Consider the following 25,532-nt stretch of genomic DNA (forward strand, 5'->3'; position numbering starts at 1 on the left):
TCGGGGGCGACGGGGCCCGTAGGCCCCGCCGCCCCCCGGCGCCCGGCGGTCGTCAGCCGGCGGCGCCGACCGTGATGGCCTCGACGGCCGCGTGGACGTCCGTGCGCAGGTCCTCCGAGATCGGCGCGCTGCCCGCAGCCGACGCGGAGGCCGACTGGCCCTCCTCGCTCGAGACGTAGGTGAGGAACGCCTTGACGAGGTCGCCCGTCGCCTCGTCCTCGTAGTTGAGGCACGCCACCGCGTACGAGACGAGCACCAGCGGGTAGGCGCCGGCCTCGGTCGTGGTGCGGTCCAGCTCGACCGCGATGTCGTGCTCGTGCCGGCCCTCGACGCGCGGCGACGCGTCGACGACCTTGGCCGCGGCCTCCGGGGAGTAGGCGACCCACTCCTCGCCGACCTTGATCTTCGCGGTGCCGAGGTCGCCGGCCTTCGAGGCGTCGGCGTAGCCGATGGTGCCCTCGCCGCCCTGGACGGTCTGCACGACGCCGGACGTGCCCTGCGCGGACTCGCCGCCCTGCGTCGGCCAGTCGCCGCTCGGCTCGTGGCCCCACGCGTCGCCCGCGGTCGCGGCGAGGTACTCGGTGAAGTTCTCGGTGGTGCCCGACTCGTCGGAGCGGTGGACGGGCGTGATCGCCACGTCGGGGAGCGTCGCGTCGGGGTTGTCGGCGGCGATCTCCGGCGCGTTCCACTGCGTGATGGTGCCGTTGAAGATGCCCGCGATCGTGGCCGGGGCGAGGTTCAGCTCGGCGACCTCCGGCAGGTTGTAGATGATCGCGATCGGGCTGACGTAGACGGGGAGGTCGATCGCGCCGTCGGGGCCGCACACGGCCTGCGACTGGGTGATCTCCTCCTCCTTGAGCACCGCGTCGGAGCCGGCGAACGCGACGCCGCCCTCGAGGAACTGGGTGCGGCCGCCGCCGGAGCCGACCGGGTCGTAGTTGACCGTGACGTCGGGGTTCGCGCTCTGGAACCCGGCGCGCCACGCCTCCATGGCGGACTCCTGCGAGCTCGCGCCCGCACCGTTGAGCTCACCGCTGAGGTCGCTCGCGGTCTCGGACGAGCCCTCGGAGGAACCACCGGTGGAGCCGTCGGCGCCGCCGACGGGGTCGTCCGACCCGCACGCGGCGAGGGTCAGGGCGAGCGCGCCGACCGCGACGGCGGATCCTGCACGGGAGAATCGGCTGAGCTTCACTCTTCGTTCCATCCTGTTCACGCGTCTCGTGCCACCAGCGAGCGCCGGTGACGATCCCGACGCTAGGAGCGCCGGGTGACGCGTTCCCCGAGAGCGGGTGAACGACGGATGAACAGTGCACAGACCTTCCGTGCCGGGCTGTCGGCTCGCACGGCGGGCCCCGCGGCGTCGGACGACGACGGCCCCGGCGCGTCCGCGAGGGACGCACCGGGGCCGTCGTCGTGCCGGTCGTTCGTACTGGTCCGCGCCGGACGTCCGCGCCGGACGTCCGCGCCGGACGGGACCGCCGGGTCAGGCCTGCCCGACGCCGTCGGCGATCTTGTAGCCGAGGCCCCGCACCGTGAGGAGGTAGCGCGGGCTCGCGGGCTCGGGCTCGATCTTCGAGCGGATGCGCTTGACGTGGACGTCGAGGGTCTTGGTGTCCCCCACGTAGTCCGTGCCCCACACCCGGTCGATGAGCTGCCCGCGCGTGAGCACGCGGCCGGCGTTGCGCAGGAGCAGCTCGAGGAGCTCGAACTCCTTGAGCGGGAACGGCACGACCTCGCCGTCCACGCTCACGGTGTGCCGCTCGACGTCCATCCGGACGGGGCCGACCTCGAGCGCGCTCTCCGCGACCGGTTCGACGCCGGCCTCCCCGCCCTTGCGCCGCAGCACGGCGCGCACGCGCGCGAGCAGCTCGCGGAACGAGTACGGCTTGGTCACGTAGTCGTCCGCGCCCAGCTCCAGGCCGACGACCTTGTCGATCTCCGAGTCCTTCGCCGTGAGCATGATGACGGGGACGTCGCCGCGCTGGCGCAGCTCCCGGCACACCTCCGTGCCGCTCAGGCCGGGGAGCATGAGGTCGAGCAGGACGAGGTCCGCGCCGTCGGCCTCGTACCGCTCCAGGGCCTCCGTACCGGTCGCCGCCTCGACGACGTCGAAGCCCTCGCGCCGCAGCTGGTACGTCAGCGGGTCGCGGTACGACTCCTCGTCCTCCACCACCAGGATGCGCGTCACGCGCCTACCTCCTTGTTCCGTGCGCCCGCGTCCGGGGCGCCGTCGTCCGACGCGTGCTCGTGCGGCACGCGCTCGTGCTCGTCCGGTGCGCGACCCTCCGTCGCGTGCCCGTCGGGTGCCTGCTCGGCCACCCGGTCGGTCACCGTGCCGCGCGTCCGCGCGGCCGGGACGTTCGCCGCCGGGATGCGGAGCGTGAAGGTCGACCCGCGGCCCGGCTCGGACCACATCGTCACCTCGCCGCCGTGGTCGGCGGCGACGTGCTTGACGATGCTCAGCCCGAGGCCGGTGCCCCCCGTGTCGCGCGAGCGCGCCGGGTCGACGCGGTAGAACCGCTCGAAGACCCGCGCCTGCTCGTCGGCCGCGATCCCGATGCCCTGGTCCACGACGGCGATCTCGACGAGGTCGCCCGACCGCGTCACGCCGACGCCGACGCGCGTGTTCTCGCCCGAGTAGGCGACCGCGTTGTCGAGGAGGTTGCGCACCGCGGTGACGAGCAGGTTGTGGTCGCCGTAGACCGCGGCGTCCAGCTCGCCGCCCGTCGTGAGCACGATGCCCTTGCCCTGCGCGGTCGTGCGGGCGCGGTCGACGGCCTCCTCGACCACGCCGCGCACCGGCACGACCGTCACCTCCTGCAGGGCTCCCGCGACCTGGAGCCGCGACAGCTCGATGATCTCCTGCACGAGCGCGGACAGGCGCGTCGCCTCGGACTGCATGCGCGCGGCGAACCGGCGCACCGCCACCGGGTCGTCCGCGGCGTCCTGGACGGTCTCCGCGAGCAGCGCGAGCGCGCCCACCGGCGTCTTCAGCTCGTGGGACACGTTGACGACGAAGTCGCGGCGGATCGCCTCGACGCGCCGCGCCTCCGTCCGGTCCTCCGCGAGCACGAGCACGTGGTGCGGGCCCACCTGGGCCACGCGCACCTGGAGCATCACCGTGCCCCGGCCGACGGGACCGCGCGGGAGCTCGAGCTCCTCGTCGCGGATCACGCCGTCCCGGCGCACGTCGTCGATCATGTCGCGGATCGCGGCGTGCGCGATCGCGTCGCCGCGCACGACCCCCAGCGCGTACGCGGGCGGGCTTGCCCGCACGACCTCCCCCTCGCCGTCGAGCACGACGGCGGCGGACCGCAGCACGGCCAGCACCCGGACGAGGCCCTCGTCGAGCTCCGGCGCGGTCTCCTCGCGCACGGCGCGCTGCTGCCGCTCGCTCACGCGGAAGGCGATCGCGGCGATCACGCCGACGACGATGCCCACGACACCGGCGAGCAGCACGGTCACGCCCTCGATCAGACTCTCGGCTTGCACCCGTCCAGCGTACGGTCGCGCGCGCTCCCTCCCGGCCCTGCCGGCCCCTGGGCGGGCCCGAGCCGCCAAGAGTTCACCTGACGGCGCACTGGTGTTCACCGGCCGGTCGACCACGCCTGGGAGCGTGTCAGGAGCCGACGGCGTGCCCGGGCGCCTCCCGGCGCGTCGGGGCGCACGCCGTCACGGACCGGACCGACCGGTCACGACGAGAGGGAAGCGATGCGGGAGATCTTCGAGGCCGAGCTGAAGCAGGTCGGCGACGACCTGGCCGAGATGAGCCGGCTGGTGGAGTCGGCCGTGAACCGCGCCGGGCAGGCGCTCCTCACGGCGGACCTGCAGCTCGCGCAGTCGGTGATCGGCGACGACCACACGATCGACGCCCTCGAGCGCGAGCTCGACGAGCGCTGCGTGCTGCTGCTCGCGCAGCAGCAGCCCGTCGCGACCGACCTGCGGGTCGTCGTCAGCGCGCTGCGCATGAGCGCCACCCTGGAGCGCATGGGCGACCTCGCGCGCCACATCGCGCAGGTCGCGCGCGGCCGCTACCCGGGCCGCGCGATCGAGCCGTCGCTGCACCGCACGTTCGAGCAGATGCACGACGCCGCCGTCCGCGTCGCGCGGCGCACGACCACGCTCCTCACGACGCGCGACCTCACCGTCGCCGCGAACATCGAGCGCGACGACGACCTGCTCGACAAGCTGCACCAGGACACGTTCAGCGCGCTGCTCGACGGCACGTGGACGGGCACGCCGCAGGAGACGGTCGACGTCACGCTCGTGGGCCGCTACTACGAGCGCTTCGGCGACCACGGGGTGTCGATCGCCAAGCGCGTGACGTACCTCGTGACCGGCGAGTTCGCCGACGACCGCGGCGCCCCCGCGGGCACCACGCGCGCGACCGCCTGACCCGCCGCCGGGAGCGCCCGCTCGACCGACGCAGAGGACCGTGGCCCGTCCGGATCTCCGGACGGGCCACGGTCGTGCGGGGGGGTGGGCCGGTCAGCGGCCCTGGTTCGCGACCGCCGCGGCGGCCTCGGCGGCGGCCTCGGGGTCGAGGTAGCGGCCGCCCTTCGTGACGGGCTTGAGGTCCTCGTCGAGCTCGTAGAGCAGCGGGATGCCGGTCGGGATGTTGAGCGCGGCGATGTCCTCGTCGGAGATGCCGTCGAGGTGCTTGACGATCGCGCGCAGCGAGTTGCCGTGCGCGGCGACCAGGACGGTCTTGCCCGCCTTGAGGTCGGGGACGACCTCGCCGTCCCAGTACGGCAGGGCGCGCTCGAGCACGTCCTTGAGGCACTCGGTGCGCACGACGGGGGCGTCCGCGTAGCGCGGGTCCGTGTCCTGCGAGAACTCGGAGCCGAGCTCGATCTCAGGCGGCGGGACGTCGTAGGAGCGGCGCCAGAGCATGAACTGCTCCTCGCCGAACTCCTCGAGCGTCTGCTTCTTGTTCTTGCCCTGGAGCGCACCGTAGTGCCGCTCGTTGAGGCGCCACGACCGCTTCACGGGGATCCAGTGGCGGTCGGCCGCGTCGAGCGCGAGGTTCGCCGTCGTGATGGCGCGGCGCAGGAGCGAGGTGTGCACCACGTCGGGCAGGACGCCGGCCTCCGTGAGGAGCTGACCGCCGCGCTTCGCCTCCTCGGTGCCCTTCTCCGACAGGGCGACGTCCACCCAGCCGGTGAACAGGTTCTTGGCGTTCCATTCGCTCTCGCCGTGGCGGAGCAGCACGAGGGTGTAGGTCATGCCTCCATCCTGCCGCACGGCCCGGCGCCGCGGCACGCGCGTCCCACGTGGTGGTGACCGTCGCCGCGCGGCGTGGGACGAAGGTCCGGCCGTCCCGGGCCGCCCGAGCAGCGCCGCGCCACGGCCGGGGGCGGGGCCGGGAATCAGCGCGCCATCGCGCACGTTCTCTCCCGCATGCCGATCGACGGAGAGTACGCACCGAGCCCGAGCACCTGGTCCCGCGAGCAGGCGGAGGCCTACGAGTCGTCCGGCGGGACGCGCAGCACGACCCTGAACGGGATGCCCGTCGTCGTCCTCACGACGCTCGGGCGCCGCAGCGGCAAGGTCCGCAAGACCCCGCTCATGCGGGTCGAGCACGACGGCGCGTACGCGGTCGTCGCGTCGCTCGGCGGCGCGCCGAAGCACCCGGTCTGGTACCTCAACGTGCTCGCGCACCCGCGGGTCGAGCTGCAGGACGGCACCGAGCGGCACGACTACGTCGCGCGCGAGGTCCACGGCGAGGAGAAGGCGCTGTGGTGGGAGCGCGCGGTCGCGGCCTACCCGCCGTACGCCGACTACCAGGAGAAGACGTCGCGGGAGATCCCCGTCCTCGTGCTGGAGCGCGCGGACGACTGAGCCCGGCGTGACCTCGCGTACCGGTCCGCGCGGTCAGCGCGCCGCGCGGACCTTGCGCGCCTGCGCGTAGACGTCGAGCATCCGGACCGCCGCGACGTCCCACCCGAACCGCGCCCCCGCGCGCCGTGCGCCCTCGCCGAGGGTCGCGAGGCGGGCGTCGTCGACGAGCAGGTCCGCGAGGACGCGCGCCCAGGTCTCCGGGTCGTGGTCGGGCACGAGGACGCCGGAGACCTGGTCCTCCACCACGGTCCGCAGCCCGCCGACGGCGGCCGCGACCACGGGCGTGCCGCTCGCCTCCGCCTCGGCCGCGACGAGCCCGAACGTCTCGTTGTGCGAGGGGACGGCGACGACGTCGGCCGCCCGGTACCAGCGCACGAGCGCGTCGCGCGGGACGGGCGGGCGCACGACGAGCCGGTCGCTCACGCCCACCTGGTAGGCGAGGGCCTCGAGCTCGCGGACCGCCGTCGGGCGGCCGCTGGGGCCGCCGAGCACGACGAGCGTCGGCACGGGCTCCCCGCGCGCGGCGAGGACGCCGAGTGCCCGGACGAGCACGTCCGGGCCCTTGAGCGGCTGCACGCGCCCGGCGAAGAGGACGAGGCCGCCGTCCGCCGGCAGGCCGAGGCCGGCCCGCAGCGCGCGCCGCCGCTCGCGGCGCGCCCGGGCGTCGCCGGTCGTGGCGCCCGGCGCCGGGGAGAACAGCTCGAGGTCCACGCCCGGCGGCACGACGTGCACGCGCGCCGGGTCGGCCGCGTAGTCGCGCACGAGGTCCTGCGCCTCCGCGTCCGTGCTCGCGACGAGCGCGTCCGCCTCCGCGACGACCTGCTCCTCGCCGATGATGCGCCCGAGCGGCTCGGGCGCGTCACCCGGCGCGAGCGCCGCGTTCTTCACGCGCGCGAGCGTGTGCATGGTGTGGACGAGCGGGACGTCCCAGCGGTCGGCAGCGAGCCACCCGACCTGCCCCGAGAGCCAGTAGTGCGTGTGCACGACGTCGTACCAGCCCTCGCGGTGCCGCGCCTCGGCCCGGAGCACCCCGGCCGTGAACGCGCAGAGCTGGCCCGGGAGGTCGTTCTTGTCGAGCCCCTCGAAGGGCCCGGCGGCGACGTGGCGCACCGTCACGCCGTCGGACACCTCGACCACGGGCGGCTGGCTCGACGCCGTCGCACGCGTGAAGATCTCCACCTGCGTGCCGCGGCGCGCGAGCGCGTGCGCGAGCTCGGTCACGTACACGTTCATGCCGCCCGCGTCACCGGTGCCCGGCTGGTCGAGCGGCGACGTGTGCACCGAGAGCATCGCGACCCGCAGCGGGTCCGACGGGTCGGGGGCGGTTCCGCCCGGCAGGTCGAGCGTCGTCACGGCGGGTCAGGCCTCCACGACGCACGCCGGGGCCGGGAGCGCGAGCACGTCGAGCACCTGGGCGGCGCCGTCCGAGCGGCGCACGCGCAGGAGCGCGAGGTTCGACGTCGGGGCGTCCGGGCCCGCCGCGGCGGGCCGCTCGACGAGCGGGTCGTCGTTCTGGTTCGCCACGACGACGAGGTCGTGCAGGGGCGCGTCGGCGTCCCCCTGGCCGGCCTCGGCGCCCGACCCGGCGCCGGTCGCGGCCCCGAGGACCGCGAAGTGGCGCGGCCACGCGCCGCCCACGGGCGAGTCGGCGAGGTGGCGCAGCGTGGGCACGCCGCCGTCCGGCCCCGGCTCGACCGCGTGCACCGCGAGCACGTCGGCGCCGCGCACCGCGGCGAGGACGCGCGTGCCGTCCGCCGTGACCGCGACGTGCGAGGGGTAGTTCCCGCCGTCGGCCGGAGCGGCGGCGTGCGTGACGTCGTAGCGCGCGACGACGTCGTAGGTGCGCACGCCGTCCGGCCCGTCCACCGGGGAGAGCAGGAACAGCGCCGGGTCCAGCTCGCCGACGACGACGAGGTGCCCCGACGCCAGCGCCGCGAGGTGGCGCGGGCCCGTGCCCGGGGGGAACGTCGCGACGACGCGGGCCGTCGAGCCGTCGGGCGCGGCCGGGTCGTGCCGGCGCAGCTCGTCGGTGCCGAGGTCGACGACGAGCACCGCGCCGCTGCCGTCGTCCGCCGCGCCGAGGTGCGCGAGGGGCGCGACGAAGTGCGCGTGCGGCCCCTCCTGGCGGTCGGCGACCGGGCCGGTCCCCGCGTGCCGCTGTCGGCGCGGCCCGGCGTCGGGCGCGGTCGTCTCGAGCGCGCCGTCGTCCGTCGTCGGCACGACCGTGAGGACGCCGTCGCCGTAGTTCGCGACGAGCACGTCACCGCTCACGGCGACGTGGCACGGGTACGAGCCGCCCGTGGCGACCGGGCCGCCCCGGGGGGCGAGGGCGCCGTCGGGCCCGACGGCGAACGCCGAGACGGAGCCGGCCTCCGTCTCCCCCACCGCGTAGAGCGTGTCGCCGTCGAGCGCCAGGAACGACGGCGACCCCGACGCGGCGGCGAGCGCGCCGCCCCCGAAGGAGCCCGTCCCCGCGGCCGGGTCGACGTCGAGCTCGACGCGCCACACGCCCTCTGCGCCGCTCGGGTGCGGGTAGGTGCCGATCCAGAGGGCGCGGGTCGCGGAGGTCATGCCCCGAGCCTAGTTCTCCGCGCGGGCGGCTCGGCACGAGCGCCCCGGCGCACGAGAAGGGCGCCCGGCCGACGTGTCGTCGGCCGGGCGCCCCGGTGCTCGGTGAGACGACGCGTCAGTGCGCGGCGTCGTACGCGGTCTGGATCTCCTGGGAGATGCGCCCGCGGTCGTTGACCGTGTAGCCGTTGGCACGGGCCCACTCGCGGACCTCGGTCGCACGGGCCGAGCCGGACGAACGACCCCCGCCGCTGCGGCGGGCCGGCCGGGCCGAGCTCGTGCGGGACGAGACCTTGCGCGCGTTGCCGACCCACGAGGCAAAGGCGTCGCGCAGCTCTTGGGCATTCTTCGTGCTGAGGTCGATCTCGTAGGAGACGCCGTCGAGTGCGAACGTGACGGTCTCGTCGGCCGCGCCCCCGTCGAGATCGTCGACGAGAATTACCTGGACTTTCTGGGCCACTGTGGTTTCCTCACGCTTCACAGGAATTGCTGTCGTCGTCAGGATGCCACCGCGAATGGTGAGCGTCAATTGAACACGCCGCGCCGACGGAACGTGCGCACCGTACCTGACGGGCAATTCTTGGACGGCGGTCCATCATTTCGGGACGCCGCCCGACGGCCTTCCGCGGAGATCAGGAGTCGTGCGCGGGAGCAGCATTCCCGCGCGCGGCGGATTCCTGTTCCGCGTCGAGACGCGCCAGCGCGGCGCGCTCGTTGCGGTCCGCGCGCACGATCGCGCGCATCGCGACATAGAAGAGCACGCCGACGCCGATCGACGGGATCAGCGCCGCGAGGGTGGGCCAGATGTCCATGCTGTCGGTCCTAGGTTCTCGGCCGCGCTACTGCGCGGGCTTCACGAGCGGGAAGAGGATGGTCTCGCGGATGCCGAGACCGGTGAGCGCCATGAGCAGGCGGTCGATGCCCAGGCCCATCCCGCCGGACGGCGGCATCGCGTACTCCATCGCGGTGAGGAAGTCCTCGTCGATGCGCATGGCCTCCTCGTCGCCGGCCGCGGCGAGCAGGGCCTGCGCCTCGAACCGCTGCCGCTGGACCACCGGGTCCACGAGCTCGGAGTACGCCGTCGCGAGCTCGACGCCGCGCACGTAGAGGTCCCACTTCTCGACCTGCCCGCGCACCGTGCGGTGGTCGCGCGTCAGCGGCGAGGTCTCGACCGGGAAGTCCCGCACGAACGTCGGTGCGACCAGATGGTCTCCCACGAGGTGCTCCCACAGGCCTTCGACGAGCTTTCCGTGATTGACGTTCTTCGGGTCGAAGGAGAGCTCGTGCTTGTCCGCGAACGCTCGCAGCGTCTCGACCGACGTCTCGGGGGTGATGTGCTCGCCCAGCGCGTCCGAGAGCGAGTCGTACATCTTCAGCTGGGTCCATTCCCCGCCGAGGTCGTACTCCGTGCCGTCGGCGAGCGTCACGAGCGTCGTGCCGAGAGCGTCCTGCGCGGCGCGCTGGACGAGGTTCTGGGTGAGCACGGCCATCGTGTCGTAGTCGCCGTAGGCCTCGTACGCCTCGAGCATCGCGAATTCCGGCGAGTGCGTGGAGTCCACGCCCTCGTTGCGGAAGTTGCGGTTGATCTCGAACACCTTCTCGACGCCCCCGACGGCCGCGCGCTTGAGGAACAGCTCGGGCGCGATGCGCAGGAACAGGTCGATGTCGAACGCATTCATGTGCGTCTCGAACTGGCGCGCGGCGGCACCCTCCGGACGTGTCTGGAGCATCGGGGTCTCGACCTCGACGAAACCGCGCTCCCAGAAGTTCTCGCGGATCGAGCGCACGACGGCGGCGCGCAGGCGCACGGTGTCGCGTGCGGCCGGGCGGGCGATGAGGTCGACGTAGCGCTGGCGCACGCGCGCCTCCTCCGAGAGCTCCTTGTGGAGCACCGGGAGGGGACGCAGCGCCTTCGCGGCGATCTGCCACGCGTCCGCGAACACGCTCAGCTCGCCGCGGCGCGAGCTGATGACGCGGCCGTGCGCGAACAGGTGGTCGCCGAGGTCGACGTCGGACTTGAACGCCGCGAGCGACTCCTCCCCGACCACGGCCTGGCTGAGCATGACCTGCAGGCGGTTCCCCTCGCCGTCCTGCAGCGTGGCGAAGCAGAGCTTGCCGGTGTTGCGCAGGAACACCACGCGGCCGGCGACGCCGACCTCGTCCTGCGTCTCCTCGCCCGTCTCCAGGTGCGCGTACGCGGCACGGACCTCGGCGATCGTGGTCGTGCGCGGCACCGAGACGGGGTAGGGCTCGTCGCCGCGCGCGAGGATCCGCTCGCGCTTCTCGCGGCGGACCTGCATCTGCTCGGGCACGTCGTCGACGTGGTCCTCGGGCTCGGGCACGGCAGGAGAGGGGGTTCCGGCGGGGGAGGTCACCCCTGGATTCTACCGACGCTCCCGCGTCCCCGAGGTAGAGCCGTGGTCCGCCGAGGTAGAGCCGTGGTCGTGACCGGGGCTCTACCTCGCGGGACCGGGGCTCTCCCTCGGCGGGAGGGTGGGGAGGAGGTCGAGCGCGAGGTCGAGGATCGGGGCCGAGTGGGTGAGCGCGCCGACGGACAGGTAGTCGACGCCGGTGCCCGCGACCTCGCGCGCGCGGTCCAGGGTGAGGTTGCCCGTCGCCTCGAGCTCCACCTTCGCCGGGACGCCGTCCGTCCCCTCGCGCGCCCGCACGGCCGCGACCGTGTCGGCGAGCACCGGCGTCGGCATGTTGTCCAGGAGCAGGAAGTCGGCGCCCGCCGACAGCGCCTCGAGCGCCTGCGCCGTGGTGTCGGCCTCGACCTGCACCAGCACGTCGGGGAACGCCTGGCGGATCGCCTCGATCGCGGCGCTCACCGACCCCGCGGCCACGACGTGGTTGTCCTTGACCATCGCGACGTCGTACAGGCCCATGCGCTTGTTCGTGCCGCCGCCCGCGCGGACCGCGTACTTCTCGAGCGCGCGCAGCCCGGGGGTCGTCTTGCGCGTGTCGAGCACCTGGGCGCCGGTGCCGGCGAGCTCGCGCGCCCAGGCGCGCGTCGCCGTCGCGACGCCCGACGCGCGGCTCGCGAGGTTGAGCAGCGTGCGCTCCGCGGTGAGCAGCACCTGGACAGGACCGGTCAGCGCGGCGAGGACGCGGCCGCGGCCCACGGCCTCGCCGTCGGACGCGACGAACGTCACCTCGACGGGCGGGAGGCCGAACCGTTCCGCGACCTGGCGCGTCACCTCCTCGACCACGACGAGGCCCGCGACGACCCCGTCCGCGCGCGCCACGAGGTGCGCGGTCCCGGTGGCCGACGCCGGCACCGTCGCCTGGGTGGTCACGTCGCGCCCGGGCACGGGGCCCAGGTCCTCGTCGAGCGCCCGGGCGACGGTCTCGGCGATCCACGCCGGGTCGAGCCCGGGCTCCACGCGGGACGGGACGGCGGGCGGCGCTCCGCCGTCGGCGGGACGGGCGGGCACGGGCTCGGCAGGGCTGCTCACGGTCCCCCACGCTATCCGCTCGCGTGCCTGCAGCGCGCCGCTGCCCGGCGGCTCCCGGGCGCCGCCCGCCCACGCCGTCGCGCAGGACCGCGGTCGTGCGGGCCCGCGGTCGTGCGGGCCCGCGGTCGCGAGGTCGCGCGCCGCGCCTCAGCGGACGAGCAGTGTCCCGTCCGCGCCGAGCGAGACGAGCACGCGCCGCTCCCACGCGGGGTCGCTCGCCGGGAAGTCGGTGCGGAAGTGGCCGCCGCGGCTCTCGGTGCGCAGCGCCGCCGCGGCGGTGAGCGCGGTCGCGACCTGGTGCACGTTCGTCGTCTCCCACTCCGCGGCCTGCGGCTGCGCGACGACGTCGCTCGCCTCGTGCGCGTCCGTGCGGACCGCGGCGAGGCGGGCGGCGGCGGCCGCGAGCCCGTCGCCGTCGCGCAGGACGCCCGGGCCCGCGGACGCGATCGACTGGATGCGCGAGCGCGCGGCCGCCGCCACGAGGGCCGACGGCCCGGGGCGGTCGACGGGCTCGCCCACCTCGAGCTCGCCCGCGGCCACGCGCTCCGTGATCTGCCGCGCCGCGCGGTGGGCGAACACGAGCCCCTCGAGCAGCGAGTTCGACGCGAGGCGGTTCGCGCCGTGCACGCCCGTGCACGCGACCTCACCGATCGCGTAGAGACCGTCGACGGTGGAGCGACCGTGCAGGTCCGTCACGACGCCGCCCGAGTGGTAGTGCTGGGCGGGCGCCACGGGGACGGGCTCCTCGGTCCAGTCGAGTCCGTTCTCGGCGAGCCGCTCGGTGATCGTCGGGAAGCGCGCGCGCAGGAACTCGGCGCCGAGGTGCCGGGCGTCGAGCAGCACGTGGTCCGAGCCGGTCGCGGCCATCTGCCGCACGATCGCGTGCGCGACGACGTCGCGCGGCGCGAGCTCGGCCATGGGGTGCTGCGCGGGCATGAACCGGTGGCCGTCGGTGTCGAGGAGGATCGCGCCCTCGCCGCGCACGGCCTCGGAGATGAGCGGGAGCTGCCCCTTGGCGCCGAGGCCCAGCCACAGCACCGTAGGGTGGAACTGGACGAACTCGAGGTCGCCGAGCGTCGCGCCCGCGCGCAGCGCCGCGGCGATGCCGTCGCCCGTGGCCTGCGGCGGGTTGGTCGACGAGCGGAACACCTGCCCCACTCCCCCGGTCGCGAGCACGACGGCGCGCGCGAGGACCGCACCGACGCCGTCGCGCGAGCCCTCGCCGCGCACGTGGAGGGTCACGCCGCACGCGCGGGCAGCGCGGTCGCCCGAGCCGTCGGTCGTCAGCACGTCGAGCACGAGCGCGTTCTCGATGACCTCGATGCCCGGGTCGCGCCGCACGGCCTCGAGCTGCGCGACGAGCGCGCGCGAGATCTCCGCGCCCGTGGCGTCGCCGCCCGCGTGCGCGATCCGGTCGGCGTGGTGCCCGCCCTCGCGCGTGAGGGCGATGTCGCCGTTGGCCGCCCGGTCGAAGTTGGCGCCGCGCGCGACGAGCTCGCGCACGCGTGCGGGGCCCTCGGTGACGAGCACCTCGACGGCCGCCGGGTCGCACACGCCGGCGCCCGCGACGAGCGTGTCCGCGAGGTGCGCCTCGGGCGAGTCCTCGGGGTCGAGCGCGGCCGCGATGCCGCCCTGCGCCCAGACCGTCGACCCCGACGACAGCTCGCCCTTGGTGACGAGCAGGACGTGCGGCACGCGCGTGCGCAGCTCGAGGGCGGCGGTGAGGCCGGCGATGCCCGACCCGACGACCACGACGTCCGCCGTCGTCGTCCACCCCGGTGCGGGGGCGGCGAGGGACCGGGCGAGGTGAGGCGCGGACGCCCCGCCGGCCCGGGTCACGCGGGGCGCACCGCGGAGGCCACGCCGCCGTCGTCGACCGCGCCGCGGAACGGGGCGAACGGCAGGCCGCTCGCCTCGAGGCCGTGGCCCGCGGGCACGAGCCCGGGCTCGTCGGAGAGCTCGACGATGCGGTTCTGCTCGTCCACGAAGACGACGTTCGGCAGGTAGGTGCGCGCGTCGGCGTCGTCGAGCATGCCGTAGGCGATGAGGATGACGACGTCGCCCGGACTCACGAGGTGCGCGGCGGCGCCGTTGATGCAGATCTGGCCCGCGCCGCGCTCGCCCGGGATGACGTACGTCGTCAGGCGCGCGCCGTTGGTGACGTCCACGACGTCGACCTGCTGGCCCGGGTAGAGGTCCGCGGCGTCGAGCAGGTCGGCGTCCACGGTGATCGAGCCGACGTAGTGCAGGTCGGCCTGCGTCACCGTCGCGCGGTGGATCTTGCCGATCATCATGGGTCGCTGCAGCGACGCCGGACGTCGCGGCGGGCTCGGCGGGGTCTGCGCGGTCACGCGGTTCCTCCAGGTGCGGGGGCACGGCCCGCGGGGTCCGCCGCCCGGGTCGCGGGCGGCACGATCTCGACGGCCGTGTTGTCGATGAGACGCGTGGTGCCCACGCGTGCCGCGACCAGGAGGAGCCCGGGGCCGACGGCGCCGGGCGCCAGGTCCTCCACGGTAGCGGGATCGACGAGCACCACGTAATCGACGTCAACGCCGTCGGTGGCCTCCAGGATTCCCCGCGCGGCGGCGAGCACGGACGGCGCGTCCTCCCCCGCGGCCGCGGCGTCCCGCCCGGCGCGCAGCGCGCGGCTCAGCGCGAGCGCGTGCTCGTGCTCGGCCGGGGTCAGGTACGCGTTGCGCGACGACCGCGCGAGGCCGTCCGCCTCGCGCACGGTCTCGACGGCCAGGACCTCCACGTCGAGGTCGAGGTCGGCGACCATGCGGCGCACCGCGAGGAGCTGCTGCGCGTCCTTCGCCCCGAACACGGCGACGTCCGGCCGCACGAGGTGGAGCAGCTTGAGCACGACCGTGAGCACGCCGTCGAAGTGCCCGGGCCGCGACGCGCCCTCCAGCACCGTCCCGATGCGCCCCGACGTCACCCGCACGATCGGGCCGTCGGCCGAGCCCAGGTCGGGGTAGAGCTCGTCGACGGGTGGCGCGAACACGACGTCGACCGCCGCGTCCGGGCCCGCAGCGGCGAGCAGCGCCACGTCGGCCGCGACGTCGCGCGGGTAGCGCTCGTAGTCCTCGCCGGGGCCGAACTGCAGCGGGTTGACGAAGTCCGTCACGACGACCTGGCCGTCGGGGCCCGCCTCCGCGCGCGCCCGGCGCACGAGCTCGAGGTGCCCGGCGTGCAGCGCACCCATGGTCATGACGACGACGCGGCGTCCGCGCGGGTGCTCGGCGCGCCACGCGTCGAGCGCGGTGCGCAGCGCGGCGCGCGTCGTCACGACGGCCGGGGTCCCGGTTGCGGGGGGCCCGGCGTCCGGGCGGGGGGTGCTCGTCATGCTCGTCCTTCGTCGTGCGGGTCCTGCTGGTCGGGCCGGTCCTGCTGGTCGGGCCGGTCCTGCGGGTCGGGCCGGTCCCGCGGGTCGGGCGCGGGCGCGTCGAGCGCGTCGAGGAGCTCGCGGGCCGCGCGCTCGCCGAGCCGGCCGCCCGCGAGCGCGCGGTGCGTCGCGGCGCGGCTCAGCGCCCGGTACGACGGCGGCACGTCCGCCGCGTCGCTCGTCGCGGCGAGCGCGTCCAGGGCGGCGAGGTGCTCGCGGACGGTGCCGACGTCGCCCCGCGCCACCGGCCCGGTGAGCCCGAGGAGCGCCCCGGCGCCCGCGCCCGTCCCCGACTCGGCACCCGCGTCGGCGCCCCGCGTCGCACCGTCGAGGGCGGCGGCGAGGAGCGGCGCGAGCGCGCGCCCGGGCTGGTCGACGCCCGCGGCCTCGAGCGCCTGCGCGGCCTGCGCGACGAGCACGACGAGGTGGTTCGCGCCGTGCGCGAGGGCCGCGTGGTAGAGCCCGCGCGACTCCTCGGCGACGACGACCGGCTCCCCGCCGAGCTCGACCACGAGCGCCTGCCCGATCGGCAGGACCGGCCCGGGCGCGGTGACGGCGAACGTCGTGCCCTCCAGCCGCGCGAGGTCGAGCGACGTGCCGCTGAACGTCATGGCGGGGTGCAGCGCGAGCGGGATGGCGCCGGCGGCGCGCGCGGGGTCGAGGACGGCCGTGCCGTAGCGGCCCGACGTGTGCACGACGATCTGGCCGGGCTGCCACGCCCCTGTCTCGGCGAGGCCGCGGACCAGGGCCGGGAGCGCGTCGTCGGGCACGGCGAGGAGCACGAGCTCGGCGCGCTCCACGACCTGCGGGACCTCGAGGACGGGCACCCCCGCGAGGAGCGTCTCGATGCGGTCGCGCGACGCGTCGGACACGCCGCTCGCGCCCACGACCGCGTGGCCGACGGCGCGCAGGGCGCTGCCGAGGACGGCCCCGACTCGACCGGCCCCGACGACGCCGACCCCGAGCCGACCGGGGCGGCGAGTGCCGTCCGCGGCGCTCACGCGCTCTCCTCGAGCGGGACGTCGTCGCGGCGCATCCAGAGCTCCGGCCCCGCGTGCGCGCGGGCCTCGCGGGCGCGCTCGGCCTGGGTGTCGAGGAGGCGCGCGGCGTCGCCCGCGTCGAGGTGCCGCACCTGGGGCGAGACCGGCCCGGGCGTCGAGTGCACGGTGAACGACGCGACGTCGAGCCGGCGCTGCAGCGGTCCCTGCTCGAGCCCGAGCGACTGGGTGCGCTCGTGGGGCACGACGACGAGGGTGCGGAAGACGCGCCCGCCGCGCAGCAGGAGCGCGCGGTCGGTGACGCTGAAGCCGTTCCGCCGCCACGCGACGAGGTCCAGCAGGCGCGCACGGCGCGGGGACGCGACGAAGTGCTGCCCGGCGTCGAGCCCGGACAGGCCCTCGTCGAGCAGGCCGCGGGGGTCGGGCGTGCCGAGGTCCGGCAGCACGAGCCACAGGGCCGCGAGCGCCTCGTCGCGCGTGCCGACGGGCAGGAGCACGCTCGTGCTGTCCGTCCCATCGGTGCTGACGCCGTAGCCCGCGACGTTGACGTCGACGCGCCACCAGTCCTGGCCGCGCCAGAACGGGCCCTGCCGCAGCCGGACGGCCTGGACGCGACCGGGCGGGATCGTCTGCGAGCGGGTCTCCAGCAGGCCGTGGCGCAGGCGGATGCCGTCGGGAGAGATGGCGGACCGGAAGCCGAACTCGCCCGTGAACCGGGAGAACAGGAACCCGCCGAAGCCGAGCACGGCGGGCAGCGCGCTGAACAGGATCCCGATCTCGCGCGTGCCGACGACGACGCCCGCGATGCCGAGCACACCGAGGACGAGGCCGACCGTCGCGCCGGACCGCAGGAGCGAGGCGACGAGCCGACCCGGCCCGACGGCGGTCACGGGCTGCTCGGGCGCCTCGGCGACGAAGGACGGTGCGTCCGTCACGGGGACCGTGACCTCCCCGACCGGCGCCCCGACGGCGCCGGGAGCACCCGGGACCGCGGGCGCGCCCGGGGCGCCTGGCGCCGTCGCAGCGGCCGGACGCTCGCGCGCGACCCGAAGGCCCGCGGCGCGCGCGAGGAGGTCGTTGCGCAGCCGGTTCGCCTCCGCCTCCTTGAGGAAGCCGAGCTTCACGCCCGAGTCCGCTCCCCCGGCGACCTCGAGCTTGAGCTCCGCGAGCCCGAAGAACCGGGCCAGGAGCGGCTGCACGACGTCGACCGCCTGGAGCCGGTCGAGGCGCGCCTTGCGCTGCTGCCGGAACAGCACGCCCGTGCGCAGGTGCACCGACTCGTCGTCGACCGCGTAGCTCGTCATGCGCCACGCGACCGCCGAGTACCCGAGCCCCACGAGCCCCACCACGAGGATGCCGAGGAGGATCATCCACCAGCGGTCGCCCTCGAGGAGGTTCTCCCCCTCGGGCAGCCCGTTGAGCGTCTGCTGGCCGACGACGACCAGGAGCACCGCGATGACCGTCCAGCCCCGCACGAGCGGGGTGACCGGGTGCACCCGGTGCCACACGAGGTCGTCGGTGGCCGGTGCGTCGTTCACAGGCCCGCCAGCCTCGCCTCGCCGCGCGACGCGAGCCGGTCCCGCAGGCGCTCCGCCTCGGCGGGCTCGAGACCGTCGATCGTCGCGTCGGTCGACGCGGACGCCGTGTGGAGCTGGACCTGGGCGATGCCGAGCTTGCGCGCGAGCGGCCCGGCCTGGACGTCGACGTACTGCATGCGGCCGTAGGGCACGACGACGAGCGTGCGGAACATGATGCCGTGGCGGATCAGGAGGTCGTCGTCACGCTCCGCGTAGCCGATCGCGCGGACCTGGCGCGGCACGAGGACGGCCGCCCACAGGCCCAGGAGCGCGAGCACGCCGAGCACGAGCCACTGCCACCAGTGCGGGAAGAGGATCGCGAGCACGATCACGGCGACGGCCGGGACCGCGAGCGTGATGCCCACGGACAGCAGGCGCGCCGTGACGAGCCGCGGCGACACGCGCGTCCACTCGATGCCGGGCGGGTCGAAGGGGCCGGTGCCGCGGGGGTCCTGGTCCCGTGCAGGGTCGGTCATGCGTCGATTCTCCCATCCCGTCCCGGTGCGGACCGGGTCGTGCACAGGCCGGGGCGGGGCGCGGGCCTCAGGCGGGCGTGCCCGCGCCCGGGGTCTCCGGGTCCTCGCGCGTCACCGAGCCCTCGCGGCCCTCCCGGCCCTCGCCGCGGTCGTCGGGCGGGAGCTGGCAGAACCGCTCGGCCACGAGCCCGACGACGGCCAGCACGACCGCGCACGCGGCGGCCACCCCGGCCGCGAGGGCCCGGCCGCGGAACGCGTCGATCGAGAGGTCGGGCAGGGCGGCGAGCACCTGCGCGCCGTACCAGCCCGTCAGGAGCGCGCCCGTGAGCGCGGCCGCCTTCGCGAGGACGAACGTGCGCGCCGCGCGGATCGCGTCGAGCGACGGACGCTTGCCCTGCTGGTACGCGCGCACGGTCCAGCCCGCCCAGAACACCGCCGCCGCGAGCGCGAGGACGGTGACGTCCACGATCCACGGCACCGCCGGCAGGAGCGTGCCGCGGCTCTGGAGCAGGCGCACGACGAACCACCCGGCGACGGCGGTCGCGACCGCCACGAGCAGCAGGGTGCGGACGGAGGTGCGCCGCATCAGCGCTCGTCGTCGCGACCGTCGCCGGACACCGGCCCGAACGGCGGCCACGGGTCGTTCGCCGGGAGCCCCGCGTCCGCGAGCGGGCCGGGGGCGGACGCCGGTCCACCGCTCGAGACCGGCGCGAACGGCACCGACCGGATGATGTCGTCACCGGACGACGCGGCGTCCGCCGGCGGCTGCGGGTGCGCGGGTTGCGCGACCGGCTGCTGCGGTGCGGCCGGCACGGGCTCGGGAGCGTGGACCGGCGGGAAGACCGGGTGCGCGGGTGCGCCGTGCTCGGGGAAGCGCGCCGCGTCCTGAGCCGGGGCGGGCCTGGCGTCCGGGGCGTGCCCGGCGTCGGGCGACGACGGCACGGGGTGCGACGGCGGCCGGTTCGACGGCCCCGGGAACGGGGCGACGGGGACGCCCGCGTCCTCGCGCGGGTCGAACGAGCCGTCGGGGACGATCGGCGGGGCCGCCCCCTCGGGCGCGACGCCCTCGGAGACGGGCGCGAAGACCGGCCGGGCCGGGAGCGCCTCGCTCGGTGTCACGGTCTGCGGGAGACCGGCCGGCTGCGGCACGACCGCGGGCTGCGGCGGGGCCGCCGGGGGCGCGGGCTCCGGGGCGGGCGGCTGCGGCGGCTCCGCCTGGACGTGCGGCGGCTGCTGCGGGGCGGGCTGCTGCTGCGGGGCCGTGTGCTGCTGCGCGAGGGGCTCCTGCACGAGCGGCTGCTGCGGCGCCGGGTGCGCCTCGTGCGGCGGCACGGGCTGCTGCGGCGCCGGGTGCGCCTCGTGCGGCGGCACGGGCTGCTGCGGTGCCGGCTGCTGCGGTGCCGGCGCGCCGTCGGGGGCGGGCACGCCGCCGCTGGGCGTCACGGGACCGTCGTACGGGGCGGCGACGGGACCGGTGTGCGCCTGCTGGTAGGGGTCGGGCGCGTCGGCGGGCGCGGGCGGCGGGGCGGCGTCCGTGCTGCCCGTGGCGACGGGCACGGCGCCCGTCGGGTCGGGGGCAGGGTCCGTCAGCCAGTCGAGCGCGAGCCACCGGATGCCGCCGCGGTCGGGCGCGGTCGCCGCGAGGGCCGCGACGGGGCCGCCCCCGAGGCCCGGGAGCACCGCGTCCGGGTCGATCTGCGACCACGGCTCGAGCACGAACGCCCGCTCGTGCGCGCGGGGGTGCGGCAGCTCCAGGTCGTCGGCGACGGCCGTCAGCGTGCCGTAGACGATGAGGTCGACGTCGAGCGTGCGGGGACCCCAGCGCTCGTCGCGCACCCGGCCGTGCGCCTGCTCGACCGCCTGGCACGCGTGCAGCAGGTCGCGCGCCGACAGGCGCGTGCGCGCGAGGAGGACGGTGTTGAGGTAGTCCGGCTGGTCGGGGCCGCCCACGGCCTCCGTGCGGGCCAGCGGCGAGACCTCCGTGATCTCGAGGCCGGAGATCCGGTCGAGGTCCGTGATCGCGTCGCGCAGCGTCTGCTGGGCGTCGCCGAGGTTCGCGCCCAGCGCGAGCACGACCTCGACGAACCCGGCGGGCACGTCGTCCATCCGGTCGTGCTCGACGGGCGCGGCCGCCTCCGCGGCGTCGTGCGCCCCGCCGTGGGCCTCGTCGCGCGCCGGGGCGGGCTCGGCCGCGGCGCCGTACGGCAGGGGCTCGGCCTCGGGGGCGGCGTGCTCGACGGGCCCGGCGTCGCCGGGGACGGTCTGCTGCTCGCCCGACGGCGCGCCGGGCGCGACCGGCGGCGCGTCGTGGTGCAGCACGTGCTCGGCGGGGCCGGCCGCGGGGACCGACCCCGCGACGAGCTCGTCGTACGACGCCGCCTGCTGCGGGTGCGGCGCCGCGTCGTCGTGCGCGGGCTCGCCGCGGTCGTCGGGCGCGGGCTCCGCGTACGGCGCCTCCCCGTACGGGGCCTCGCCGTCCGGTGCCTCCGCGTGGGTCTGCTGCTCGGAACGGTCGTCGCCGGGGACGGCGTCGTCCCGGACGGCGGGAGCCTCGCGGGTCGCGTCGAGCGCGTCCTCCGGGGATTCGGCCGCCGTCGCACCGGACTCGGCCGCGGTCCGCGCGTCCTCGCCCGGGGCACCGGCCGAGCCCGGGAGGATGCTGGGCGGCATGACCTCGGGCGCGGGGGCGAGCGGGGCCCGGTCGTCGGGCGCGGGGACGTCGCCGACGCCGTGGATGAGCGCGGGGGCGACCGACCCGACGGGGATCGGCCCGACGGGCTGCGCGTCGCGCGACCCCTGCTCCGCACGGCGCGACAGCGGCGCGACGACGGGGACGACCACGCGGTCGCGACGGATGACGACCTCGACGTCCTCGAACGGGACCGTGATCGGCGCCTGCGGCTTGTGCACCGCGACGTCGACCGCGACGACGTCGTCGTGCGTGAGGATCGTCGCGGCGATGCGCTCGGCGACGGTCTCGACGAGGTCGGCGGGCGATCCGGCGAGGACCGCGACGACGTCCTCGGCGACGCCCGCGTAGCTGACGGTCCGGGACAGGTCGTCGCCGCTCGCGGCCGCGCGCGTGTCCAGGTGGAGCACGACGTCGGCCCGGAAGAGCTGGCCCTGCGCCTTCTCGTGCTCGAAGACGCCGTGGTGGCCCGTCGCGCTCAGGCCCGTGAGGCGGATCCGGTCGAACGGCCGTCCGTCCGCGTCGAGGACCGCTCCTGCGAACGCTGTGGTCACGTCGTGCTCCCGTCCGGTGCTGCGTCGTCGCCCGCCGGGGCGGGTCGTCGTCACCGTGTCTCGTTGCGTGTGTCGTGCTGCGCCGGGCCGCCCGCGCCGCGGGGCCCCTCGCCCATCCTGCTAGGTCGTGGGCCGCGCCGTCGAGTCGCTCCCGACCCTCGGTCGGTCCGCCGGCTGCGCCGCGCCGCCGTCCGCGGGCCGCACGACCTCGTCGCGGGCACGCCCCCAGGCGGCGGCGACCCGCACGGCGTCGGCGGACGCCCGGACCGCGTGGACCCGCACGCACCACGCGCCCGACGCCGCGGCGAGGGTCGTGACCGCGGCGGTCGCGTCGTCGCGCAGGAGCGGCGGGACGGGCCGACCGTCGGAGCGCGCGAGGAGGTGCCCGAGGAACCGCTTGCGGGACGCGCCGACGAGGACGGGCAGGCCCAGCGCCTCGAGCTCGCGCAGGCGCGCGAGCAGCGGCCAGTTCGACGACCCGGCCTTCGAGAAACCGAGACCCGGGTCGAGCACGACCTGCTCGCGCCGCACGCCCGCCGCGAGGAGCACGTCCACGCGCGCGGCGAGCTCCTCGCGCACGTCCGTGACGACGTCGTCGTAGTCCTCGAGGTCGTCCATGACGTCCGCGTGCCCGCGCCAGTGCATGCAGACGTAGGCGACGCCCGTGCGCGCGACGACGTCGGCCATCGCCGGGTCGGCGAGCCCGCCGGAGACGTCGTTGACGAGCCGGGCGCCCGCCGCGACCGCGCGCTCCGCGACGACCGCGCGCGTCGTGTCGACGCTGACGACCGCCCCCTCGGCCGCGAGCGCGGAGATCACGGGGAGCACGCGCGCGAGCTCCGCCTCGACGGGCACCCGGCCCGCCCCGGGGCGGGTCGACTCCCCGCCGACGTCGAGGATGTCCGCGCCCTCGCCCAGCAGCTCGCGCCCGTGGGCGATCGCGGCGTCCGGCTCGAACCACTCGCCGCCGTCGGAGAACGAGTCGGGCGTGACGTTGACGACGCCCATGACGAGCGTGCGTCCGACGTCCGCGAGCTCCTCGAGCCCCGCGACCACGAACCGGTCCACGGGCCTAGCGCCCCAGGATGAGGCTCATCGCCTCGGCCCGCGTCGCGCCGTCGCGCATCTGGCCCCGCACCGCCGACGTGACGGTGCGCGCGCCGGGCTTGCGCACGCCGCGCATCGACATGCACAGGTGCTCGCACTCGACGACGACGATCGCGCCGCGCGGCGTGAGGTGCTCCACGAGCGCGTCCGCGACCTGCGACGTGAGGCGCTCCTGCACCTGCGGGCGGCGCGCGTACACCTCGACGAGGCGCGCGAGCTTCGACAGGCCGGTGATGCGGCCGTCCACGTTGGGGATGTACCCGACGTGCGCGACGCCGTGGAAGGGCACGAGGTGGTGCTCGCACGTCGAGTACACCTCGATGTCCTTGACGAGCACCATCTCCTCGTGGCCGAGGTCGAAGGTCGTCGTCAGGACGTCCGCGGCCTCCTGACGCAGGCCCGCGAAGATCTCGCGGTACGCGCGCGCCACGCGGGCCGGCGTCTCGCGCAGCCCCTCGCGGTCCGGGTCCTCGCCGACGGCGAGCAGCAGCTCGCGGACGGCCGCCTCCGCGCGGTCCTGGTCGTACGGCGGGACGTCCGCGGCGGCGCGCAGGCCCTCCGCCGACCGGGCCGGCGTGATCGCGCCCGTGCCCGCCGAGGCGCCCGTGGGGGTGCCCATCAGTCCTGCCCCGGCTCGCGCACGTCGGTGGCGTCCGTGGTCGTGTCGCGGCCGAGCGCGCGGTCGAGCGGGCTGTCCGCGGGCACCTCGCCGATCCGCTCCGGGGGGAGCTCGTCGTTCGCGGCCGCGGCCTCGTCCTGCGGGATCACGGGCGCGCCGTTCTGCGCCGCCTTCTCGGCGTCGGTGAGCACGGGCCCGCGCTGGGAGACGGCCCGCTGCTCGCTCGAGAGCCAGACGTCGCGCGGGGCGCGCTTCTCGACCGGGGAGAACACGCGGGCGAGCTCGGCCTGATTCAGCGTCTCCTTCTCGAGGAGCTCGAGCACGAGGGCGTCGAGCACGTCGCGGTACTGCGTGAGCACCTCCCACGCCTCGTCGTGCGCGGCCTCGACGAGCTTGCGGACCTCGTGGTCGACCGTGCCCGCGACCGACTCCGAGTAGTCGCGCTGGTGGCCCATGTCGCGGCCGAGGAACGGCTCGCCCGAGCCGGAGCCGAGCTTGATCGCGCCGACGCGCTCGCTCATGCCGTACTCGGTGACCATCTTGCGCGCGATCGCGGTCGCCTTCTCGATGTCGTTCGAGGCGCCCGTCGTCGGGTCGTGGAAGACGAGCTCCTCGGCGACGCGGCCGCCCATCGCGTACGCGAGCTGGTCGAGCAGCTCGTTGCGCGTCGTGGAGTACTTGTCCTCGGTCGGCATGACCATCGTGTACCCGAGCGCCCGGCCGCGCGGCAGGATCGTCACCTTCGTGACGGGGTCCGTGTAGCGCATGGCCGCCGCGACGAGGGCGTGGCCGCCCTCGTGGTACGCGGTGATCTTCTGCTCCTTGACGTTCATGACGCGCGTGCGCTTCTGCGGACCGGCGATCACACGGTCGATCGCCTCGTCGAGCGCCCGGTCGTCGATGAGCTGCGCCCCGCTGCGGGCGGTGAGGAGCGCCGCCTCGTTGAGCACGTTCGCGAGGTCGGCACCGGTGAAGCCGGGCGTGCGACGCGCGACGGCCGCCAGGTCGATCTCGGGGACGATCGGCTTGCCCGCCGCGTGCACCCGCAGGATCGCCTCGCGGCCCTTGAGGTCGGGCGCCTCGACCGCGATCTGGCGGTCGAAGCGGCCCGGGCGCAGGAGCGCCGGGTCGAGGATGTCGGGGCGGTTGGTCGCGGCGATGAGGATGACGTTCGTCTTGACGTCGAAGCCGTCCATCTCCACGAGGAGCTGGTTGAGCGTCTGCTCGCGCTCGTCGTGCCCGCCGCCCATGCCGGCGCCGCGGTGGCGGCCGACGGCGTCGATCTCGTCGACGAAGATGATCGCGGGCGAGTTCTCCTTGGCCTGGTTGAACAGGTCGCGGACGCGGCTCGCGCCGACGCCGACGAACATCTCGACGAAGTCCGAGCCGGAGATCGAGTAGAACGGCACGCCCGCCTCGCCGGCGACGGCGCGCGCGAGCAGCGTCTTGCCCGTGCCGGGAGGGCCGTACAGCAGGACGCCCTTGGGGATCTTGGCGCCGACGGCCTGGAACTTCTCCGAGTCGGAGAGGAACTCCTTGATCTCGTGGAGCTCCTCGACCGCCTCGTCGGCGCCCGCGACGTCCGCGAACGTCACCTGCGGGGTGTCCTTCGAGACGAGCTTGGCGCGCGACTTGCCGAAGCCCATGACGCGCGAGCCGCCGCCCTGCATGCGGGACAGCAGGAACCAGAACAGCACGCCGATGATGAGGAACGGGATGAGCAGCCCGAGCAGCGAGGACCAGAACGAGGGTTGCGCGACCTCGGAGTTGTACCCGTCCTTCGGCTCCGCGGCGACGACGGCGTCGACGACCGCCTCGCCCTGCGGCTGGACGTAGTAGAACTCGACGTTCTTGCCCTTGTTCTCCTCGGTGTCCGTGCCCTCGTCGGCCACGTAGTCCTCGGACAGCGTGAGACGCACGCGCTGGTCGCCGTCCACGATGAGCGCCTGCTCGACCGTGTCGCCCGAGAGCAGCTCGAGGCCCGCGGACGTGTCGATGCGCTGGACCGTGGGGCGCGACAACGTCGCGAACGCGATCCACAGGATCACGAGGCCCAGGACGATCCAGACGATCGGCCCACTGAGAATCTTCTTGATGTTCATCGGCGACGGGGCGTGCGCCCCGGATCCCTCCGCTCGCGCAAGTGTTCGGGCTCGAAACTACACTCTGGACCTTGGCGCCTGCTGGGGATCTTCCCTCTGTTCGCCCAGGGCGTGGTCCGTACTTCCTGAGCAGCTCCCTGGGCGGTCCGGGCGGGCTC

At 75.5% G+C, this 25,532-nt stretch carries 23 protein-coding genes; 2 read left to right on the top strand and 21 right to left on the bottom strand.

What is annotated here, in order from left to right; genetic code table 11:
• Window positions 1–52: 52 nt before the first annotated feature.
• The 3 genes from pstS to B9L22_RS15250 all read right to left on the bottom strand — a co-directional run bounded on the left by pstS (window position 53) and on the right by B9L22_RS15250 (window position 3,492).
• A complete protein-coding gene (gene pstS / locus B9L22_RS15240) occupies window positions 53–1,192 on the bottom strand; it encodes a phosphate ABC transporter substrate-binding protein PstS (protein WP_021483683.1) in 1,140 nt (379 codons plus the stop codon).
• 291 nt (window positions 1,193–1,483) lie between these two features.
• Window positions 1,484–2,188 (bottom strand): response regulator transcription factor, encoded by a 705-nt coding sequence (locus B9L22_RS15245; RefSeq protein WP_086150978.1) that lies wholly within the window; start codon window positions 2,186–2,188, stop codon window positions 1,484–1,486.
• Window positions 2,185–3,492, bottom strand: coding sequence for a cell wall metabolism sensor histidine kinase WalK (locus tag B9L22_RS15250; protein ID WP_228485070.1), 1,308 nt, complete (start codon window positions 3,490–3,492; stop codon window positions 2,185–2,187). Before B9L22_RS15250 ends, B9L22_RS15245 begins: the two co-directional genes overlap by 4 nt.
• Window positions 3,493–3,711: 219 nt before the next feature.
• Here B9L22_RS15250 and phoU point away from each other — a divergent pair, with 219 nt between their 5' ends.
• The gene (phoU, locus tag B9L22_RS15255; RefSeq protein ID WP_021482507.1) at window positions 3,712–4,395 is read left to right on the top strand and encodes a phosphate signaling complex protein PhoU; all 684 of its coding nucleotides are present in this window, start codon (window positions 3,712–3,714) and stop codon (window positions 4,393–4,395) included.
• 93 nt (window positions 4,396–4,488) lie between these two features.
• Here the strand turns inward: phoU and B9L22_RS15260 are convergent, their stop codons facing one another.
• On the bottom strand, window positions 4,489–5,226 hold the full coding sequence (locus tag B9L22_RS15260) for a phosphoglyceromutase (RefSeq protein WP_021482508.1): 738 nt from the start codon (window positions 5,224–5,226) through the stop codon (window positions 4,489–4,491).
• A gap of 174 nt (window positions 5,227–5,400) precedes the next feature.
• On the opposite strand from B9L22_RS15260, the gene B9L22_RS15265 reads away from it, so the two are divergent.
• A complete protein-coding gene (locus B9L22_RS15265) occupies window positions 5,401–5,841 on the top strand; it encodes a nitroreductase family deazaflavin-dependent oxidoreductase (RefSeq protein ID WP_034650431.1) in 441 nt (146 codons plus the stop codon).
• Between the two features lie 33 nt (window positions 5,842–5,874).
• On the opposite strand, the gene mshA is transcribed toward B9L22_RS15265, so the two are convergent.
• The 17 genes from mshA to ftsH form a co-directional block, all read right to left on the bottom strand.
• The gene (gene mshA / locus B9L22_RS15270) at window positions 5,875–7,131 is read right to left on the bottom strand and encodes a D-inositol-3-phosphate glycosyltransferase (RefSeq protein ID WP_086151049.1); all 1,257 of its coding nucleotides are present in this window, start codon (window positions 7,129–7,131) and stop codon (window positions 5,875–5,877) included.
• A gap of 69 nt (window positions 7,132–7,200) precedes the next feature.
• Window positions 7,201–8,412 carry a beta-propeller fold lactonase family protein gene (locus B9L22_RS15275; protein WP_086150979.1) on the bottom strand — a complete coding sequence of 404 codons (1,212 nt, stop codon included), beginning with the start codon at window positions 8,410–8,412 and terminating at the stop codon, window positions 7,201–7,203.
• Between the two features lie 115 nt (window positions 8,413–8,527).
• Window positions 8,528–8,869 carry an Lsr2 family protein gene (locus tag B9L22_RS15280; RefSeq protein WP_021483784.1) on the bottom strand — a complete coding sequence of 114 codons (342 nt, stop codon included), beginning with the start codon at window positions 8,867–8,869 and terminating at the stop codon, window positions 8,528–8,530.
• A 172-nt stretch (window positions 8,870–9,041) separates the two neighbouring features.
• A complete protein-coding gene (locus tag B9L22_RS15285; RefSeq protein ID WP_021483783.1) occupies window positions 9,042–9,221 on the bottom strand; it encodes a hypothetical protein in 180 nt (59 codons plus the stop codon).
• A gap of 27 nt (window positions 9,222–9,248) precedes the next feature.
• Entirely contained in the window at window positions 9,249–10,784 is a 1,536-nt protein-coding gene (gene lysS / locus B9L22_RS15290) for a lysine--tRNA ligase (RefSeq protein WP_061269256.1), read from the bottom strand.
• An 81-nt stretch (window positions 10,785–10,865) separates the two neighbouring features.
• Window positions 10,866–11,846: a carboxylating nicotinate-nucleotide diphosphorylase gene (gene nadC / locus B9L22_RS15295; RefSeq protein WP_363471053.1), complete on the bottom strand. Its 981-nt coding sequence runs from the start codon at window positions 11,844–11,846 to the stop codon at window positions 10,866–10,868.
• 168 nt (window positions 11,847–12,014) lie between these two features.
• Window positions 12,015–13,706: an L-aspartate oxidase gene (locus B9L22_RS15300; protein ID WP_086150980.1), complete on the bottom strand. Its 1,692-nt coding sequence runs from the start codon at window positions 13,704–13,706 to the stop codon at window positions 12,015–12,017.
• Complete coding sequence (panD, locus tag B9L22_RS15305; RefSeq protein ID WP_051028700.1) at window positions 13,703–14,161, bottom strand: aspartate 1-decarboxylase; 459 nt, start codon at window positions 14,159–14,161, stop codon at window positions 13,703–13,705. The genes B9L22_RS15300 and panD overlap by 4 nt, the downstream gene beginning before the upstream one ends.
• 53 nt (window positions 14,162–14,214) lie before the next feature.
• Window positions 14,215–15,213 carry a pantoate--beta-alanine ligase gene (gene panC, locus B9L22_RS15310; RefSeq protein ID WP_086150981.1) on the bottom strand — a complete coding sequence of 333 codons (999 nt, stop codon included), beginning with the start codon at window positions 15,211–15,213 and terminating at the stop codon, window positions 14,215–14,217.
• A complete protein-coding gene (locus B9L22_RS15315) occupies window positions 15,210–16,253 on the bottom strand; it encodes a Rossmann-like and DUF2520 domain-containing protein (protein WP_086150982.1) in 1,044 nt (347 codons plus the stop codon). The genes panC and B9L22_RS15315 overlap by 4 nt, the downstream gene beginning before the upstream one ends.
• Window positions 16,250–17,788 (bottom strand): PH domain-containing protein, encoded by a 1,539-nt coding sequence (locus B9L22_RS15320; RefSeq protein WP_086150983.1) that lies wholly within the window; start codon window positions 17,786–17,788, stop codon window positions 16,250–16,252. The genes B9L22_RS15315 and B9L22_RS15320 overlap by 4 nt, the downstream gene beginning before the upstream one ends.
• Window positions 17,785–18,303, bottom strand: coding sequence for a PH domain-containing protein (locus B9L22_RS15325; protein WP_021483258.1), 519 nt, complete (start codon window positions 18,301–18,303; stop codon window positions 17,785–17,787). Before B9L22_RS15325 ends, B9L22_RS15320 begins: the two co-directional genes overlap by 4 nt.
• A gap of 67 nt (window positions 18,304–18,370) precedes the next feature.
• Entirely contained in the window at window positions 18,371–18,889 is a 519-nt protein-coding gene (locus B9L22_RS15330) for a DUF3180 domain-containing protein (protein WP_086150984.1), read from the bottom strand.
• Window positions 18,889–21,546, bottom strand: coding sequence for a 2-amino-4-hydroxy-6-hydroxymethyldihydropteridine diphosphokinase (gene folK / locus B9L22_RS20575; RefSeq protein ID WP_233140171.1), 2,658 nt, complete (start codon window positions 21,544–21,546; stop codon window positions 18,889–18,891). Before folK ends, B9L22_RS15330 begins: the two co-directional genes overlap by 1 nt.
• Window positions 21,547–21,666: 120 nt before the next feature.
• Window positions 21,667–22,554 (bottom strand): dihydropteroate synthase, encoded by an 888-nt coding sequence (gene folP, locus B9L22_RS15340; RefSeq protein WP_086151052.1) that lies wholly within the window; start codon window positions 22,552–22,554, stop codon window positions 21,667–21,669.
• Between the two features lie 64 nt (window positions 22,555–22,618).
• Window positions 22,619–23,272 carry a GTP cyclohydrolase I FolE gene (folE, locus tag B9L22_RS15345; RefSeq protein ID WP_143317339.1) on the bottom strand — a complete coding sequence of 218 codons (654 nt, stop codon included), beginning with the start codon at window positions 23,270–23,272 and terminating at the stop codon, window positions 22,619–22,621.
• Entirely contained in the window at window positions 23,272–25,374 is a 2,103-nt protein-coding gene (gene ftsH / locus B9L22_RS15350) for an ATP-dependent zinc metalloprotease FtsH (protein WP_086150985.1), read from the bottom strand. The genes folE and ftsH overlap by 1 nt, the downstream gene beginning before the upstream one ends.
• Window positions 25,375–25,532 lie beyond the last annotated feature (158 nt).

Origin of the sequence: Cellulosimicrobium sp. KWT-B (assembly GCF_002127155.1) — a bacterium.
Taxonomy (GTDB): Bacteria; Actinomycetota; Actinomycetes; order Actinomycetales; family Cellulomonadaceae; genus Cellulosimicrobium; species Cellulosimicrobium funkei.

What these genes read in the sequence shown, in the direction of transcription:
- B9L22_RS15330 (WP_086150984.1), bottom strand. Translation starts at nt 18,889, where the DNA reads ATGCGGCGCACCTCCGTCCGCACCCTGCTGCTCGTGGCGGTCGCGACC.
- B9L22_RS15260 (WP_021482508.1), bottom strand. Translation starts at nt 5,226, where the DNA reads ATGACCTACACCCTCGTGCTGCTCCGCCACGGCGAGAGCGAATGGAAC.
- folP (WP_086151052.1), bottom strand. Translation starts at nt 22,554, where the DNA reads ATGGGCGTCGTCAACGTCACGCCCGACTCGTTCTCCGACGGCGGCGAG.
- phoU (WP_021482507.1), top strand. Translation starts at nt 3,712, where the DNA reads ATGCGGGAGATCTTCGAGGCCGAGCTGAAGCAGGTCGGCGACGACCTG.
- panD (WP_051028700.1), bottom strand. Translation starts at nt 14,161, where the DNA reads ATGATGATCGGCAAGATCCACCGCGCGACGGTGACGCAGGCCGACCTG.
- B9L22_RS15325 (WP_021483258.1), bottom strand. Translation starts at nt 18,303, where the DNA reads ATGACCGACCCTGCACGGGACCAGGACCCCCGCGGCACCGGCCCCTTC.
- B9L22_RS15285 (WP_021483783.1), bottom strand. Translation starts at nt 9,221, where the DNA reads ATGGACATCTGGCCCACCCTCGCGGCGCTGATCCCGTCGATCGGCGTC.
- B9L22_RS15275 (WP_086150979.1), bottom strand. Translation starts at nt 8,412, where the DNA reads ATGACCTCCGCGACCCGCGCCCTCTGGATCGGCACCTACCCGCACCCG.
- mshA (WP_086151049.1), bottom strand. Translation starts at nt 7,131, where the DNA reads ATGCTCTCGGTGCACACGTCGCCGCTCGACCAGCCGGGCACCGGTGAC.
- ftsH (WP_086150985.1), bottom strand. Translation starts at nt 25,374, where the DNA reads ATGAACATCAAGAAGATTCTCAGTGGGCCGATCGTCTGGATCGTCCTG.
- B9L22_RS15265 (WP_034650431.1), top strand. Translation starts at nt 5,401, where the DNA reads ATGCCGATCGACGGAGAGTACGCACCGAGCCCGAGCACCTGGTCCCGC.
- panC (WP_086150981.1), bottom strand. Translation starts at nt 15,213, where the DNA reads ATGACGAGCACCCCCCGCCCGGACGCCGGGCCCCCCGCAACCGGGACC.
- folE (WP_143317339.1), bottom strand. Translation starts at nt 23,272, where the DNA reads ATGGGCACCCCCACGGGCGCCTCGGCGGGCACGGGCGCGATCACGCCG.